Below are 15,302 nucleotides of genomic sequence, written 5' to 3'. Positions count from 1 at the left end.
TCGCCGTTATGCCGGCTCAGGGCCGGCCGATGCCCAGGGTGCGGGACAGCACCGCCAGCATGTCCTGATCGCCGTCCTTGCCGGCCTGGCTCAGGGCCTGGGTGGGGGTATGAATAAGCTTGTTGGTCAGCCGCCGGGTCAGCTGCTGCATCACCTGGGTGGCGTCGTCGCCCTGAGCCAGGGCCTGCAGCGCCCGGGCCAGCTCCTGCTCGCGCACGCTTTCGGCCTGGGCCCGGTAGTCGCGAATCATGTCCACCGAGCGCAACGAGCGGTACCAGGCCATAAACTGATCCCGCTCTTCCATGATGATGCGCTCGGCCTGGGCGGCGGCCCGTTTGCGGGCTTCCAGGTTCTGCTCGATGATGCCCTGCAGATCATCCACGGTATAGAGATAGGCGTCGTTAAGTTCGTCCACCTCGGGCTCGATGTCCCGGGGAACGGCGATATCCACCAGCAGAATGGGCTTGTGCCGGCGGGCCTTGAGCGCCCGCTCCACCATGCCCTTGCCGATGATGGGCAATGGACTGGCGGTGGAGCTGATGACAATGTCGGCCTGAGGCAGAAAGTCGGGTATCTGCTCCAGGGTCATCACCTCGGCCTCAAATTCCTGCGCCAGGTTCTGGGCCCGCTCCAGGGTACGGTTGGCCACCATCATGCGCGTGACCGACTGCTCTTTAAGGTGGCGCGCCACCAGCTCGACGGTTTCGCCGGCGCCCACCAGCAGCACCTTGGTGCGGCCCAGATCCGAGAAAATGCGCTTGGCCAGGCTAACTGCGGCAAAGGCCACGGACACGGCACTGGCGCCGATATCGGTTTCGGTGCGCACCCGTTTGGCCACGGAAAACGACTTCTGAAACAGCCGCTCCAGCAATCCCTTGAGGGTGCCGGACTGGTGCGACTGACTGTAGGCCTGCTTGATCTGGCCCAGTATCTGCGGTTCACCCAGCACCAGGGAGTCGAGGCCGCAGGCCACCCGCATCAGGTGACGAATGGCCTCTTCGCCCTGATGCTGATACAGGCAGGCGGTGAGCTCGTCTTCGTCCAGCTGGTGGAACTGCTGCAACCAGTGGCGCACCACATCACTGTCGCCGTCGTCATTCAGGCTGCAATACAGCTCGGTGCGGTTACAGGTGGAGAGGATCACGCTTTCCGCCACGCCCTGCGTGTTCATCAGCTCCTGCAGTGCCCGGGGGGCAAGATCAGGGCCAAACGCCACCCGCTCGCGCAGGGCGACGGACGCTGTCTTATGATTGATTCCCAGTACCAGCAGGCTCATGAGGATTTGGTGCGGCTCACATCGTTCTTTGTGTAGCCGGCTATTGTACGAGAAAGGCCAAATCTTTAAAAGGCACCGGCCTTGCCCTTATACTGGCCGCCTCTTTTAAAAGCGGAGAAGTCGCCGTGCGTACTGTATTGATCTGCCTTGGGATGTTGCTGGTTACGGGCTGTGCCTACCGGGCCGAAGAGGCACCGGCCGGCTCCTGGCAAGCCCAGAAGCAACAGCTGGCCGAGCTGGATGACTGGCAGCTGGCCGCCAGGCTCGGCATCATCACCCCCGATGAGCGCGGCAGCCTGAGCCTGTTCTGGCGCCAGAACAGTGATGACTACCGCCTGAACCTCACCAATGTGGTGGGCAAGCGGGTATTTGATCTCAGCCGTCGCAACGGTCGCATTGAACTCATCGACAGTGAAGGCCAGCGCCACACCGCCACCAACGCCCGCGACCTGGTGTATGCCCTCACCGGCTGGGATCTGCCGGTGGAGCAGCTGGCCGACTGGATCAAGGGCCTGCCCGGTGACGCCGCCACCGTCAGCTTTGACGAAGACGGCCGCCCGGCCCGGGTGCTGGCCCACGGCTGGCAGCTCCGCTACCTGGGCTATACCCAGATCGGCGAGCTCTGGCTGCCCAGCCGGCTGGAGCTGAGCCACGACACCACCACCCTGAAACTGGCCGTGAGCCGGTGGGAGCTGATGCCGTGATACGCCTGCCCGCCCCCGCCAAGCTCAATCTGTTTCTGTACATTACTGGCCGCCGCGATAACGGCTACCACGATCTGCAGACCCTGTTTCAGTTTGTGGACTTTGGCGACGAGCTGAGTTTTGAAGAAGCCGATGAGCTCACCCTGTCTCCGGCTCTGCCCGGCGTGGCCACCGACAACAACCTCATCATCAAGGCGGCGCGACTGCTGCAAAGCCACACCGGCTGCACTCGGGGCGCGCGCATTCGGCTCACCAAGCGCCTGCCCATGGGCGGCGGCCTGGGCGGCGGCTCCAGCGATGCCGCCACTGCCCTGGTGGGACTGAACCGGCTCTGGCAGCTGAATGTGCCCGCCGACGAGCTGGCAACCCTGGGCCTGCAGCTGGGGGCCGATGTGCCGGTATTTGTGCATGGCCGCGCCGCCTTTGCCGAGGGCGTGGGCGATATTTTCACCGATGCGGCGCCGCCTGAACCCTGGTATCTGGTGCTGAATCCGGGCGTGGAAGTGGCCACGGCGGCCATCTTTACCGACCCGGATCTGCCCCGTAACAGCCCGGTGTTAAGCCTTGAACAACGCCTGTCTTTACCCTGGCAAAACGACTGCGAGGCGCTGGTCAAAAAGCGACACCCCGAGGTTGCCAAACTTCTGAGCTGGTTGCTAGAATATGCGCCGTCACGAATGACGGGCACCGGCGCCTGTATTTTCGGCACCTTTGACAGCCGCGAGGCGGCTGAAAACACGCTGAAAAAAGCGCCGGATGGCACCTTCGGTTTTGTTGCCAGAGGCTGCAACCAATCGCCGCTGCTGACGGCACTGGACGCCCTGTAAGCACCCGTTATTGAGCAAGACAGACCAGGCAGCGATGGCATGAAAACGGGGTGGGCTCGTTTTCTCCCTTATCCCAAGGGTCAGTTCGCTGCCGGCGGTCGCCGGCAGGAAGTCACGGCCTTGGCCGACTCACCGTTGAGTGCTCTCACTCAACCCCCCTGACTGGCGCACCGAACCAGAATAATTTCGAAAACGGGCTGGATAGCGAAAACGATTTTCGTGACACGGGTTCACGGCCCCGTCCAGTCTCGCCACCCACGAAGCAACCCCGAGGTTTTAAACCGTGCCCGACATGAAGCTGTTTGCTGGTAATGCAACGCCGGAACTCGCCCAACGTATCGCCGATCGTCTTTTCATCAAACTGAGCGCTGCCGATGTCGGCCGTTTCAGCGACGGCGAAATCAGCGTGCAAATCAACGAAAATGTACGCGGCGGCGATGTCTTCATCATCCAGTCCACCTGTGCGCCCACCAACGACAACCTGATGGAACTGATCGTCATGGTCGACGCCCTGCGTCGTGCTTCTGCCGGTCGCATTACCGCTGTCATTCCCTACTTCGGTTACGCTCGTCAGGATCGCCGCGTGCGCTCCGCCCGGGTGCCGATCACCGCCAAGGTGGTGGCCGACTTCCTGTCCAGCGTGGGCGTGGATCGGGTACTGACCGTGGATCTGCACGCCGAGCAGATTCAGGGCTTCTTTGACGTGCCGGTAGACAATGTGTTCGGTACTCCGGTACTGCTGGAAGACATGAAGGCCAAGGGTCTGCAGGACGCCGTGGTAGTCTCTCCCGACATCGGTGGCGTGGTGCGTGCCCGTGCCGTGGCCAAGCTGCTGGACGAAACCGACATTGCCATCATCGACAAGCGTCGCCCCCGCGCCAACGTCTCTCAGGTAATGCACCTGATCGGTGACGTGGAAGGCCGTGACTGCGTGATCGTCGACGACATGATCGATACCGGCGGCACCCTGTGCAAGGCCGCCGAAGCCCTGAAAGAGCGCGGTGCCAAGCGCGTATTTGCCTACGCCACCCACGCCGTGTTCTCCGGCAAGGCCGTTGAAAACATTCGCGACTCCGTGATCGATGAAGTCATCATCACCGACTCCGTGCCCCTGAGCCCGGAAATTCAGGCGCTGGACAACGTCAAGCAGCTGACCCTGTCCCCCATGCTGGCCGAGGCCATTCGTCGCATCAGCAACGAAGAATCCATCTCCGCCATGTTCGAACACTAAGTTCGCAACATGAAGCAAAAAGCCCGCGCAAGCGGGCTTTTTTGTGGGCGATGGAAGGTGAGGGGTAAACGTGAGAGGGGAGGAGTAAATCACCTCGCCCCTGTCTCCTCACTCCTCACATCATCCGTAGAAGCGCATAAAATAATATCCGCTCAACACCACACCAAAGGCGACGATGCCCCAGGCCAGCAGTTTGGGCTTAATCCATTCCAGCACCCGTGCGCCCAGCTTGCCGCCAAGCAGATAGCCCAGCGCCAGCAGCAGGGCCTGGTGCCAGTACACCAGCCCCGACAGGGAATACACCACAATGGTGGCGCCACTCGCCAGCATCGACAGATACAGCTTGATCGCATGCTGCTGCAGGCTGGAGCCCATGCGCAGCTGACCGGTCAGCGCCATCAGCAGCACGCCAAGGCCACCACCAAAAAAGCCGCCGTAAAAACTGCCACTCAAGAGTACCGGCCAGGCTTTGGGCTTCATGGCAAGGGGGCCTTCAAAGCCCTGGCTGCTCAGCAGCTGGCGGCCATACAGCAGGCTGACACCAAGCAACAGCCAGGGCACCAGGTAGTTGAAGTTGTCGGCGTGAAACCGGGTCAGGGCAAAGGCGCCCAGACCGCCACCGGCCAGACCAGTCACGGTCAGACCCAGCAAGGGCCCACCCCGCAGGCGCTTGCGCATGCCCCAGAAGGCGCTCACATAACCGGGCCAGGACGCCACACTGGCGGTGGCCACGGCCCCGGTGCTGGGAATGCCGGCGCCCAGCAGCGCCGGCAGGGTAAAGAACAGACCGCCACCGGCAAGCGCGTTGACCACGCCGGCCAGCAGGGACCAACCCAACAGTTCAAACATGGTGGTTTCCGTGAAATATCGTGTGCAGAAAAGCAAGGTAAAGCAGAAGGGTCCGCTTTTGAATGCACAATAATAGCACAGATTGTAAACAATTCATTTGAAATCGACGCTGGGCGAACAGAATGCCAAATCCGGCCCTTGAGGTGGCCATTATCGCCGCGCTTCATTAGAATATGGCGTCATTTTAACGGCCGATTCTGCTATGCAACCTATCGAACTCATTGTCGGGCTGGCTAACCCCGGCCCGGAATACGCCCACACCCGGCATAACGCCGGCGCCTGGTATCTGGCCGAACTGGCCCGCATGCACGGCGCCCAGCTCAAGGAAGAAGGCAAGTTCTTCGGCTGGACCGGCCGCGTACGCATTGGCGGCCGCGATGTGCGTCTGCTGATCCCGGCCACCTTTATGAACCGCTCGGGCAAGGCGGTGGCGGCCCTGGCCAATTTTTACCAGATCCCGCCCGAGTCGATTCTGGTGGCCCATGACGAGCTGGATCTGCCGCCGGGCACCGCCCGCTTCAAACAGGGCGGTGGCCATGGCGGCCACAACGGCCTGCGTGACATCATCAGCAGCCTGGGCAACAACAAGAACTTTTACCGGCTGCGGCTCGGTATCGGTCACCCGGGTGACAAGTCCCGGGTGGCCGGTTTTGTGCTGACCAAGGCGCCGGCCGCCGAGCAAACCCTGCTCGACGCCACCGTGGACGAAGCCGCCCGCGCCACCGATATTTTATTCAGTGACGGCATGGTCAAGGCGATGAACCGCCTGCATGCCTTCAACGCCGATTCCACCAAGTAATTTCAGGACACCATCATGGGTTTTAAATGCGGTATTGTGGGTCTGCCCAACGTGGGCAAATCCACCCTGTTCAACGCACTGACCAAGGCCGGCATCGAAGCCGCCAACTTCCCTTTCTGCACCATTGAGCCGAACACCGGCGTGGTGCCGGTGCCGGACAAGCGTCTCGACGCCCTGGCCGAGATCGTCACCCCCCAGCGGGTGCTGCCCACCACCATGGAATTTGTGGACATTGCCGGCCTGGTCGCCGGAGCCTCCAAGGGCGAAGGCCTGGGTAACAAGTTCCTGGCCAACATTCGCGAAACCGACGCCATCGGCCATGTGGTGCGCTGCTTTGAGAACGACAATATCGTGCACGTGGCCGGCCAGGTCTCACCGAAAGATGACATCGAGGTGATCAACACCGAGCTGGCCCTTTCGGATCTGGACACCTGCGAGCGCGCCATTACCCGCAATGCCAAAAAGGCCAAGGGCGGTGACAAGGACGCCAAGTTCGAAATTACCGTACTGGAAAAGCTCTTGCCGGTGCTGGAAGAAGCCAAGGTGCTGCGCAGCGTTGAGCTGACCAAGGAAGAAAAGGCCGCCATCGACTACCTGAACTTCCTCACCATCAAGCCGACCATGTACATTGCCAACGTCAATGAAGACGGCTTTGAGGACAACCCCTACCTGGCCGAGGTGGAAGCCATTGCCGCCGCCGAAAACGCCATCGTGGTGCCGGTGTGTGCCGCCATGGAGTCGGAAATTGCCGAGCTGGATGCGGAAGAAGCCGCCGAGTTCATGGACGACATGGGTCTGGAAGAGCCGGGCCTGAACCGGGTGATCCGCGCCGGTTACGAGCTGCTCAACCTGCAGACCTACTTCACCGCCGGGGTGAAGGAAGTACGCGCCTGGACCATCCCCGTGGGCGCCACCGCCCCTCAGGCCGCTGGCAAAATTCACACCGACTTTGAGAAGGGCTTTATTCGTGCCCAGACCATCGGTTATGACGACTACATCACCTACAAGGGTGAGCAAGGCGCCAAGGAAGCCGGCAAGATGCGCTCCGAAGGCAAGGACTACATCGTGAAAGACGGCGATGTCATGAACTTCCTGTTCAACGTCTGACGCTGACGATAGTTCCTTTGAAAGGCCGGGCATACGCCCGGCCTTTTTTGTATCGACTGTTGTTTTTGCACAAAAAACCGACCTCGCTGACCACCCCTTCATCACCATGCCGGTTTTATGGCCAACCGGCAGCGCCGGGCCAATTTTTTACGGAAAAACGGTTGACGCTGTCGGCCCGGATACGCATAATGCGCCCCGTTCGGTGACGGAAGGTCATCAACAAGCAGTGGCTATGTAGCTCAGTTGGTTAGAGCACATCACTCATAATGATGGGGTCGCAGGTTCGAATCCCGCCATAGCCACCATTGCTGGGGTATCGCCAAGCGGTAAGGCAGCGGGTTTTGATCTCGCCATTCCCAGGTTCGAATCCTGGTACCCCAGCCATTTTCAAGATGGCTGACAATATGTTATAAATGTCGCCCATCACTGTTGGGGTATCGCCAAGCGGTAAGGCAGCGGGTTTTGATCTCGCCATTCCCAGGTTCGAATCCTGGTACCCCAGCCATTTTAAAGAAATGTTGAAGACAACGCGGGTTTTGATCTCGGCATTCATGCCCAGGTACGAACTGCAACTTCAGCCATTTTAATACGACGCGTGCCAAACGTGCCGGAACATTGAGGCGACTCAATGCTTTATGTGGCTATGTAGCTCAGTTGGTTAGAGCACATCACTCATAATGATGGGGTCGCAGGTTCGAATCCCGCCATAGCCACCACTCTTTAGCGGGAGTGGCGAAATTGGTAGACGCACCAGATTTAGGTTCTGGCGCCGCAAGGTGTGCGAGTTCAAGTCTCGCCTCCCGCACCATTAAAAAATTGGGGTATCGCCAAGCGGTAAGGCAGCGGGTTTTGATCTCGCCATTCCCAGGTTCGAATCCTGGTACCCCAGCCATATATCGAAAAGCCGGCCTCTGAGCCGGTTTTTTTATCTCGGCATCAGTGCCCAGATTCGAACCCTGGTACTCCAGCCATCTACAAAAAACCAGCCTTCGGCTGGTTTTTTGCTTTCTGGGATTAGGGAATCGAACCAGTCCCTATTCCCCACTCCCTGCTTCCCCGCAGTTACAACCCCATGGCGTATTGCATTACCCGCTTTTTCAGCGGTCCGCTGTGCTCGGCGGCCTTGAGCCCCAGATTGCGCAGCAGCCTGAGCGGCGGCAATTCGTTGCTGAAGGCCTGGTAAAATACATCCATGGCCCCCTGCATCAGCAGATTGTCGGGACGGCGGCGGCATTCAAAGCGCTTCAGCAATTCAGAAGCGGTAAAGTCCTCGCCTCGCTCTATCGCCTGATGGATAAGTTCGCTCAGCATCGCCACGTCCTTGAAGCCGAGGTTCACCCCCTGCCCCGCCAGCGGGTTGATGGTGTGGGCGGCATCCCCCAGCAGTACCACGCTTCCCTTTACATACTGGTTGGCGTGGCGCCGGCGCAGGGGAAAGTGGCCCTTGTCGAACACGGTCACCGGCCCGAGCCGGGGTGGAAAATGCGCCGCCACCTCACGCGCCAGGGCCTCGTTGTTCATGGCCGCCAGTTGTTCAATACGCGCCTTGCTGTCATACCACACCAGCGAGGCTTTACCATGCCCCAGGGGCAGCAGCGCCCGGGGGCCGGAGGAGCAAAATTGCTGCCAGGTAATGTTCTGCTCCAGTTGCTCGCCTTCGACACTTATCAGCATGCACTGCTGGGCATAATCCCAGGCGGTGACGCCAATGCCGGCCAGTTGCCGCACGCGGGATTCGGCCCCGTCACAGGCCAGCACCAGCCGCGCCTGCAACCGAGTGCCATCCCCGAGTGTCAGCAACGCACCTTCGGGATTTTGCTCAACCGTATCCAGCGTTCGAGGGCAGTCGAGGGTGACGTTATGCCACTGCTCCAGCGCCTGCCACAGGCCGAGCTGAATCACCCGGTTTTCCAGCATGTAGCCCAGGTGCTCGCAATCCAGCTCTTCGGCACTGAAGTGAGTGGCAAAGCCTTGCCATTCGCTGGCTTCCAGCCGTTGATAGGGCCAGGCGCGCATGGTGATAATGGCATCCCAGGCGCCGGCCTGCTGCAGCAACCGCACCGAGGCGGCGCTGATCGAGGAAATGCGCAGATCATGGGGCTCGCTGGGTGAAAACGCCGTTGGCTGCCGGCTTTCCAGCACGCGAATGGTCAGCCCGGCAGGCGCCAGCAGGGCCGCAGCCAGGGCACCTACCATGCCACCGCCGATAATGGCGATATCACACTCTTGCATTGTTCAACCTCCGGATTTTTCGGCCATTCTACCCCAATTCCCCCTGTTTCGCCGGGGTCAATTTGCTCACTCGAGCCCCCTGTGTGGCTGGATATTATCTGGCCACTCACGGGAGAAAGGAGTAGAATGCCCGGTCCAAAATGCACGACCCACAGCAGTAACTAGAGCGCCATGAGCAAAAAACTTCATATCAAGACCTGGGGCTGTCAGATGAACGAATACGATTCATCCAAGATGGCCGATCTGCTGGACGCCAGCCACGGCTACCAGCTCACCGAAGAAGCAGAGCAGGCCGACGTCCTGCTGCTAAACACCTGCTCCATTCGCGAGAAGGCCCAGGAGAAGGTCTTTCATCAGCTCGGGCGCTGGCGCCCGCTCAAGGAAGCCAACCCCAAACTGGTGATTGGCGTGGGCGGCTGCGTGGCCTCACAGGAAGGGGACGCCATTCGTGCCCGTGCGCCTTTTGTCGACATCGTATTCGGCCCGCAAACCCTGCACCGGCTGCCGGCCATGATCAAGTCCGTGCTGGAAGGGCGCGGTGCTCAGGTCGACGTTGAGTTTCCGGAGATTGAGAAATTCGACAGTCTGCCCGAGCCCAGGGCCGAAGGCGCCACCGCCTTTGTTTCCATCATGGAAGGCTGCTCCAAGTATTGCTCCTTCTGCGTGGTGCCCTACACCCGTGGCGAGGAAGTGAGCCGCCCGCTCGACGACGTCCTTTACGAAATTGCCCAGCTCGCCGAGCAGGGCGTGCGTGAGGTGAACCTGCTGGGTCAGAACGTCAACGCCTACCGGGGCGAGACCCATGACGGCGACATCTGCACCTTTGCCGAGCTGCTGCGCTTGGTAGCCGCCATCGACGGCATCGACCGCATTCGCTACACCACCAGTCATCCCATCGAGTTCACCGACGACATCATCGAGGTGTATAAAGACACCCCCGAGGTGGTGAGCTTCCTGCACCTGCCGGTGCAGAGCGGTTCGGATCGCATTCTGACGCTGATGAAGCGCCCGCACACCGCCATTGAATACAAGTCCAAGATCCGCCGGCTGCGTGCCGCCCGCCCCGACATTACCATCAGCTCCGACTTTATCGTGGGCTTTCCCGGTGAAGAGGCGGACGACTTCGAGAAGACCATGAAACTCATTGAGGACGTGGGCTTTGACATGAGCTTCAGCTTTATCTACAGCCCGCGCCCGGGCACGCCAGCGGCGGATCTGCCCGACGATATTCCGATGGAAGAGAAAAAGGAACGTCTGTACCGGCTGCAGAACACCATCAACAATCAGGCGCAGCTGATCAGCCGCCAGATGCTGGGCTCTGTTCAGCGCATTCTGGTGGAAGGCCCGTCCAAGCTGAACCCCATGGAGCTGCGTGGCCGCACCGAGAACAACCGGGTAGTGAACTTTGAAGGGCCCCATCACCTGATTGGCGGGTTTGCCGACGTGGAGATCACCGAGGTCATGCCCCACAGTCTGCGCGGCACCTTCCTGCGCGGCGAGGACGAAATGGATTTGCGCACCCAGGTATCGCCCCAAAGCATTCTGGCCCGTCGCCCCGACGGCGTGCCCGACGACAGCGGCGTGGCCACCTTTACCCCTTAAACAGCGGCTTGAAGCTGGAAGCCGGAAGCTGGAAGTCAACAGCAAGTCATCCCCGCTTCCGGCTTCGGGCTCATCGCTTCCGGCTTTTGAACAGGAGTTACCTTGACAGCCAACGTCACTCATCTGGACCTTGAACTGCAACCCGCCGACGGCCAGCGCCTGGCCAGCCTGTGCGGCCCCTTTGACGATAATATCAAGCAGCTGGAGCGCCGCCTGGGTGTGGAAATCAACCACCAGGATCAGCACTTTCAGATCGTCGGCCCCGAACGCCTGGCCCGGGTGGTCCACGACATTCTTACCCGCCTCTACGTAGAGACCCAGTCGATCAAGGGCCAGCCCGTGCCCGACATCACTCCCGAGCAGGTGCACCTGGCGATCAAGGAAGCCAGAGTACTGGAGCAGGACGAGGAAGAAGCCGACTCCGGTTATCGCTATGGCAAGGAAGTGGTGATCAAGACCAAACGGGGCCTGATCAAGCCGCGCAGCCCCAACCAGGCCCACTATGTGGCCCACATTCTCAGCCACGACATCACCTTTGGCATCGGCCCGGCGGGCACCGGCAAAACCTACCTGGCGGTGGCCGCGGCAGTCGACGCCCTGGAGCGTCAGGAGATCCGTCGTATTCTGCTGACCCGGCCGGCGGTGGAAGCGGGTGAAAAACTCGGCTTTCTGCCCGGCGATCTGAGCCAAAAGGTTGACCCCTACCTGCGCCCCCTGTATGACGCCCTGTTTGAAATGCTGGGCTTTGAGCGGGTGGAAAAGCTCATTGAGCGCAACGTCATTGAAGTGGCGCCGCTGGCCTACATGCGCGGCCGCACCCTGAACGATGCCTTTATCATTCTGGATGAAAGCCAGAACACCACGGTGGAGCAGATGAAAATGTTCCTCACCCGTATCGGCTTTAACTCCAAGGCGGTGATCACCGGCGATATCACCCAGATCGACCTGCCCCGCAACGCCCGCTCCGGCCTGCGCCACGCCATTGAAGTGCTGAGCGGCGTCGAAGGCCTGTCGTTCAACTTCTTTCGGGCCGAAGACGTGGTACGCCACCCGGTGGTGGCCCGCATCGTACGTGCCTATGAGGCCTTTGACGACGCTCAGAAGCAACAGAAAGAACAGAAACAAAAAGAGCCAACGCCTTCATCCGGTGAGGAGCCTCAAGCATGACCCTGTGGCTGGATCTGCAAATCGCCTGTGACCAGGCTCCCGGCCTGCCCACGGAGCAGGACTTTGAAACCTGGCTTGCCGCCGCCCTTGAGGGCGAGCGTGATGAAACCGAAGTCACTGTGCGCCTGGTGGACGAGGCCGAAAGCCAGGAGCTCAACCGGGACTACCGCGGCAAGAACAAGCCCACCAATGTGCTGTCGTTTCCCTTCGAAGCGCCCCCCGGGGTAGAGCTGCCGCTGCTGGGCGATCTGGTCATCTGCCGCCAGGTAGTGGAGCGGGAAGCGGCCGAGCAAAACAAGCCGTTGCAGGCCCACTGGGCCCACATGGTGGTGCACGGTTGCTTGCATTTGCTCGGTTTTGACCATATTAAGGATGATGAAGCCGAAGTAATGGAGGCCAGAGAGATTGTCATTCTGGCCGGGCTGGGCATGGACAACCCCTATCAAGACGACGATGAAGGTTAAGCAGTGAACGACGACAATTCACACTCAGACAACGGTTCGTCCGCAAAGAAAAACTGGCTGGAGCGACTGGGCCAGATGTTTCAGGGCGAACCGAAGAACCGGGAAGAACTGGTAGAAGTGATCATGGACGCCGGTGAGCGCGAGCTCATCGATCAGGACACCAAGGACATGATCGAAGGCGTGCTGGAAGTGAGCGAACTAAGGGTTCGCGACATCATGATCCCCCGCTCCCAGATGGTGACGGTGGAAAAATCCCAGCCGGTATCCAGCTTTCTGCCCATGATCATCGAGTCGACCCACTCCCGCTTTCCGGTGGTCAACGAAGACAAGGATCATATCGAAGGCATATTGCTGGCCAAGGATCTACTGCCCTATGGCTTTGGCCTCACCGAGGAGGACTTCTCCATCGACAAGGTGCTGCGCCCGGCGGTGGTGGTCCCCGAGAGCAAGCGCCTCGACAAGCTGCTCAAGGAGTTCCGCGAAGAGCGCTATCACATGGCCATTGTGGTGGACGAATTTGGCGGCGTCTCCGGCCTGGTCACCATTGAGGACATTCTCGAGCTGATTGTCGGCGACATTGAAGACGAGTACGACGCCGAGGAAAGCGCCGAAATCCGTCAGATCAGCAAGCGGGTCTATTCGGTCGCCGCGCTCACCGACATCGAGGATTTCAACGACTTCTTTCAGACCGGCTTCAGCGACGAAGAGGCCGACACCGTGGGTGGCATGGTCATGCACGCCTTTGGTCACCTGCCCGGCAAGGGCGAACAGGTCGAGCTTAACGGCTTTGTGTTCAAGGTGGCCCACGCCGACCGTCGACGCCTGCTGCAGTTGCAGGTTAAGATACCGGACAATCAGGAAACCTCCTCCTCGGAGCCGGTATAAGTGCGTAAATTGTTGCCATTGTTCGGGGCCCTGCTGTGCGGGGCCCTTGGCGTTTTAGCCTTCAGTCCCTTTGATATCTGGCCATTGGCGCTGGTGTCGCTGACAGGCCTGTTCGCCGTCACTCACCAGTGTGCCCCCGGTCCCGCCGCCCGTCGTGGCTTTGTCTGGAGCCTGGGCCTGTTTCTGCCCGGCCTGTGGTGGATCCACAACAGCATGACGATGTTCGGCGGCCTGCCGCTGCCGGTGGCCTTTGTGCTGGTGGCTCTGCTGGCCGCCTACCTCAGCCTCTACACCGGTTTGGCCCTGTGGCTGGCCCATCGCTTTGTGGCTTCCCCCCGGGCGCGGCTGCTGTGGGTGCTGCCGGTGTTACTGATCGGTGCCGACTGGCTGCGGGGCTGGATGCTCACCGGCTTTCCCTGGCTGTGGTTCGGCTACTCCCAGCTCGACGGCCCCTTGGCGGGACTGGCGCCCATGCTGGGAGTGCAGGGCATCAGCTGGCTGCTGACCTTTTCCGCCGCCGCCCTGTGGTGGCTGGGTCGAGAGCAACGCTGGCGCGCCACCGCCTTTGCCGGGATGCTGTGGGCCCTGGGCGTGGCCAGCCAGCAACTGCAATGGGTATCGCCCACTCAGCCGCTGCGCGTGGCCCTGGTACAGGGCAATATCGAGCAGTCGTTAAAATGGATTCCGGGCCAGCTGGAGCTGAGCCTGAAGCGCTATCTGGAGCTGACCCGGCCGGCGCTGAATGCCGACGTGGTGATCTGGCCCGAGTCGGCCCTGCCCGCCTCGGAGCAGCAGCTGGCGCCCTGGCTGGAGCAGGTTGACCGCTTTATGTTTGAGCGGGGCCAGGATCTGATCACCGGTCTGGTGTCGCGCCCGGGTCAGGGCGAGGTGTACAACGCCGTGCTGGGGCTGGGCAGCGGCCATTATCAGGCGGGTCAGGGCAATCGTTATTACAAGCAGCAGCTGGTGCCCATCGGTGAGTTCGTCCCCCTTGGCAGCCTGCTGCGGCCGCTGGCGCCGTTTTTCAACCTGCCCATGTCCTCCTTTGCCCGGGGTGAGCGTGGCCAGGCCGACATTAACGCCGCCGGCCGGGACATGAGCGTCGCCATCTGCTACGAGGTGGCCTTTCCGGGGCTGGTACGCGATAACATGAAGCCGAGTACCGACTTTCTGCTGACGGTGTCGAACGATACCTGGTTTGGCCGTTCCATCGGTCCCTGGCAGCATCAGCAGATCGCCCGCATGCGCGCTCTGGAGCTGGGCCGCCCCATGATCCGCGCCACCAACAACGGCGTCACCCTGGTCACCGATGAAAAAGGCCGCATGACCGCCAGCCTGCCCCAGTTTGAGCAGGGCGTGCTCACCGCCGAGATCATCGGCATGACCGGGCTCACCCCCTACGCCCGCTTTGGCAACCTGCCGCTGCTGGCGGTACTGGGGTTAAGCCTGCTGATCGCCGTTCGCTGCCGCCAGCCGGCGGCTCGGCCACTGATGGCCGAGCGACAACTGTTCAAGTGACCACAGAGGTAGTCATTCCGGCCCTTGAGCCGGAATCCATACTGCAGACAAGGGTGTAGTTTGCTGGGAACTGCGCTTTATGCGATGGACTCCGGGTCAAGCCCGGAGTGACGGTATTCCGTAACTGTCCTCAGGGTGTGAGCGGATGGCGAATAAAGGAATGATGGCCGCACTCCAGGCAGGTGGTCAGGGTTACCGGGTGCGTGACTTCGTGGCGGTGAGCGCACAGGGTACAATCGTACAGGCCCGGCCCCACTACCTCGCCGGCCTGATATTCACCGTGATGGGCCAGATCTTCACTTAGCTCCTGCCATTCCAGCTGGCTCTTGTCGGTCACGCCGGCCAGCCAGCCCCACACGGTTTCGCTGATGCGCCGGTAAAACAGGCTATCGCGAAAGCCGCCCTTTTCATCGCCAAAGGCAGCCAGATCCCGCTTCACATACTCGGCGATCAGCGCCAGCTCGTCCTTGGTCAGATCCCCCGCCGCTTCCATGTAGGCCTGGGTTTTTTCCACCGCTTCGCGCAGGGTGGTGGTTTCCGCCATCTCCCACTGGCGCTGCAGCTCTTCCACAAAGGCGTCGTAACCTTTTTTGTGCTTGTCGTCTTGCTCGCTCATGGCTTTATCCTCTCAGGCAGGGCCG

14 protein-coding genes and 6 tRNA genes are annotated in these 15,302 nt (G+C 60.8%); 16 read left to right on the top strand and 4 right to left on the bottom strand.

The features are described 5' to 3' along the window. Window positions 1-16: 16 nt before the first annotated feature. Window positions 17-1,276 carry a glutamyl-tRNA reductase gene (hemA, locus tag Q9290_RS10380; RefSeq protein WP_306079578.1) on the bottom strand — a complete coding sequence of 420 codons (1,260 nt, stop codon included), beginning with the start codon at window positions 1,274-1,276 and terminating at the stop codon, window positions 17-19. A 125-nt stretch (window positions 1,277-1,401) separates the two neighbouring features. Here hemA and lolB point away from each other — a divergent pair, with 125 nt between their 5' ends. The 3 genes from lolB (at window position 1,402) to Q9290_RS10365 (ending at window position 4,038) form a co-directional block, all read left to right on the top strand. Continuing rightward, window positions 1,402-1,980, top strand: coding sequence for a lipoprotein insertase outer membrane protein LolB (gene lolB / locus Q9290_RS10375; RefSeq protein WP_306079577.1), 579 nt, complete (start codon window positions 1,402-1,404; stop codon window positions 1,978-1,980). Next, a complete protein-coding gene (gene ispE, locus Q9290_RS10370; protein ID WP_306079576.1) occupies window positions 1,977-2,807 on the top strand; it encodes a 4-(cytidine 5'-diphospho)-2-C-methyl-D-erythritol kinase in 831 nt (276 codons plus the stop codon). Before lolB ends, ispE begins: the two co-directional genes overlap by 4 nt. Window positions 2,808-3,090: 283 nt before the next feature. After that, entirely contained in the window at window positions 3,091-4,038 is a 948-nt protein-coding gene (locus Q9290_RS10365; protein WP_306079574.1) for a ribose-phosphate pyrophosphokinase, read from the top strand. A gap of 120 nt (window positions 4,039-4,158) precedes the next feature. Here Q9290_RS10365 and Q9290_RS10360 read toward each other — a convergent pair whose 3' ends face one another. Beyond that, window positions 4,159-4,887, bottom strand: a complete 729-nt coding sequence (locus Q9290_RS10360; protein WP_306079573.1) for a TSUP family transporter — start codon at window positions 4,885-4,887, stop codon at window positions 4,159-4,161. Between the two features lie 202 nt (window positions 4,888-5,089). On the opposite strand from Q9290_RS10360, the gene pth reads away from it, so the two are divergent. The 8 genes from pth (at window position 5,090) to Q9290_RS10320 (ending at window position 7,685) form a co-directional block, all read left to right on the top strand. Beyond that, on the top strand, window positions 5,090-5,686 hold the full coding sequence (gene pth, locus Q9290_RS10355; protein ID WP_306079572.1) for an aminoacyl-tRNA hydrolase: 597 nt from the start codon (window positions 5,090-5,092) through the stop codon (window positions 5,684-5,686). A gap of 15 nt (window positions 5,687-5,701) precedes the next feature. Beyond that, complete coding sequence (gene ychF / locus Q9290_RS10350) at window positions 5,702-6,793, top strand: redox-regulated ATPase YchF (RefSeq protein ID WP_306079571.1); 1,092 nt, start codon at window positions 5,702-5,704, stop codon at window positions 6,791-6,793. A gap of 228 nt (window positions 6,794-7,021) precedes the next feature. After that, a tRNA-Met gene (locus Q9290_RS10345) sits at window positions 7,022-7,098 on the top strand. A gap of 4 nt (window positions 7,099-7,102) precedes the next feature. Further along, window positions 7,103-7,177, top strand: a tRNA-Gln gene (locus Q9290_RS10340). A 46-nt stretch (window positions 7,178-7,223) separates the two neighbouring features. Further along, window positions 7,224-7,298 (top strand) — tRNA-Gln (locus tag Q9290_RS10335). A 134-nt stretch (window positions 7,299-7,432) separates the two neighbouring features. After that, window positions 7,433-7,509: transfer RNA gene (locus Q9290_RS10330), tRNA-Met, on the top strand. Between the two features lie 7 nt (window positions 7,510-7,516). Then, window positions 7,517-7,601: transfer RNA gene (locus Q9290_RS10325), tRNA-Leu, on the top strand. A 9-nt stretch (window positions 7,602-7,610) separates the two neighbouring features. Then, window positions 7,611-7,685: transfer RNA gene (locus tag Q9290_RS10320), tRNA-Gln, on the top strand. Window positions 7,686-7,855: 170 nt separating this feature from the next. Here the strand turns inward: Q9290_RS10320 and Q9290_RS10315 are convergent. Then, window positions 7,856-9,025, bottom strand: a complete 1,170-nt coding sequence (locus Q9290_RS10315; RefSeq protein ID WP_306079570.1) for an FAD-dependent monooxygenase — start codon at window positions 9,023-9,025, stop codon at window positions 7,856-7,858. Between the two features lie 171 nt (window positions 9,026-9,196). Between Q9290_RS10315 and miaB the strand changes: the two genes are divergently transcribed. From miaB to lnt, 5 genes are all read left to right on the top strand, one after another. After that, window positions 9,197-10,627 carry a tRNA (N6-isopentenyl adenosine(37)-C2)-methylthiotransferase MiaB gene (miaB, locus tag Q9290_RS10310; protein WP_306079569.1) on the top strand — a complete coding sequence of 477 codons (1,431 nt, stop codon included), beginning with the start codon at window positions 9,197-9,199 and terminating at the stop codon, window positions 10,625-10,627. A 102-nt stretch (window positions 10,628-10,729) separates the two neighbouring features. Then, window positions 10,730-11,794 carry a PhoH family protein gene (locus Q9290_RS10305; protein ID WP_306079568.1) on the top strand — a complete coding sequence of 355 codons (1,065 nt, stop codon included), beginning with the start codon at window positions 10,730-10,732 and terminating at the stop codon, window positions 11,792-11,794. Next, window positions 11,791-12,258, top strand: coding sequence for an rRNA maturation RNase YbeY (gene ybeY, locus Q9290_RS10300; protein ID WP_306079567.1), 468 nt, complete (start codon window positions 11,791-11,793; stop codon window positions 12,256-12,258). The genes Q9290_RS10305 and ybeY overlap by 4 nt, the downstream gene beginning before the upstream one ends. 3 nt (window positions 12,259-12,261) lie before the next feature. Beyond that, on the top strand, window positions 12,262-13,143 hold the full coding sequence (gene corC, locus Q9290_RS10295) for a CNNM family magnesium/cobalt transport protein CorC (protein WP_306079566.1): 882 nt from the start codon (window positions 12,262-12,264) through the stop codon (window positions 13,141-13,143). Then, window positions 13,144-14,661, top strand: a complete 1,518-nt coding sequence (gene lnt, locus Q9290_RS10290; protein WP_306079565.1) for an apolipoprotein N-acyltransferase — start codon at window positions 13,144-13,146, stop codon at window positions 14,659-14,661. Window positions 14,662-14,791: 130 nt separating this feature from the next. Here lnt and Q9290_RS10285 read toward each other — a convergent pair whose 3' ends face one another. After that, window positions 14,792-15,277, bottom strand: coding sequence for a zinc ribbon-containing protein (locus Q9290_RS10285; protein WP_306079564.1), 486 nt, complete (start codon window positions 15,275-15,277; stop codon window positions 14,792-14,794). Window positions 15,278-15,302: the final 25 nt, after the last annotated feature.

The organism is Oceanimonas aquatica (assembly GCF_030732065.1).
GTDB lineage: Bacteria > Pseudomonadota > Gammaproteobacteria > Enterobacterales > Aeromonadaceae > Oceanimonas.
Note: the sequence above shows the minus strand (reverse complement) of the source record. Positions and strands in the feature narration are given on the sequence as shown.

Coding starts and splice junctions, on each gene's coding strand:
- hemA (WP_306079578.1), bottom strand. CDS start 1,276: ATGAGCCTGCTGGTACTGGGAATCAATCATAAGACAGCGTCCGTCGCC.
- Q9290_RS10360 (WP_306079573.1), bottom strand. CDS start 4,887: ATGTTTGAACTGTTGGGTTGGTCCCTGCTGGCCGGCGTGGTCAACGCG.
- pth (WP_306079572.1), top strand. CDS start 5,090: ATGCAACCTATCGAACTCATTGTCGGGCTGGCTAACCCCGGCCCGGAA.
- ychF (WP_306079571.1), top strand. CDS start 5,702: ATGGGTTTTAAATGCGGTATTGTGGGTCTGCCCAACGTGGGCAAATCC.
- Q9290_RS10315 (WP_306079570.1), bottom strand. CDS start 9,025: ATGCAAGAGTGTGATATCGCCATTATCGGCGGTGGCATGGTAGGTGCC.
- miaB (WP_306079569.1), top strand. CDS start 9,197: ATGAGCAAAAAACTTCATATCAAGACCTGGGGCTGTCAGATGAACGAA.
- ybeY (WP_306079567.1), top strand. CDS start 11,791: ATGACCCTGTGGCTGGATCTGCAAATCGCCTGTGACCAGGCTCCCGGC.
- Q9290_RS10285 (WP_306079564.1), bottom strand. CDS start 15,277: ATGAGCGAGCAAGACGACAAGCACAAAAAAGGTTACGACGCCTTTGTG.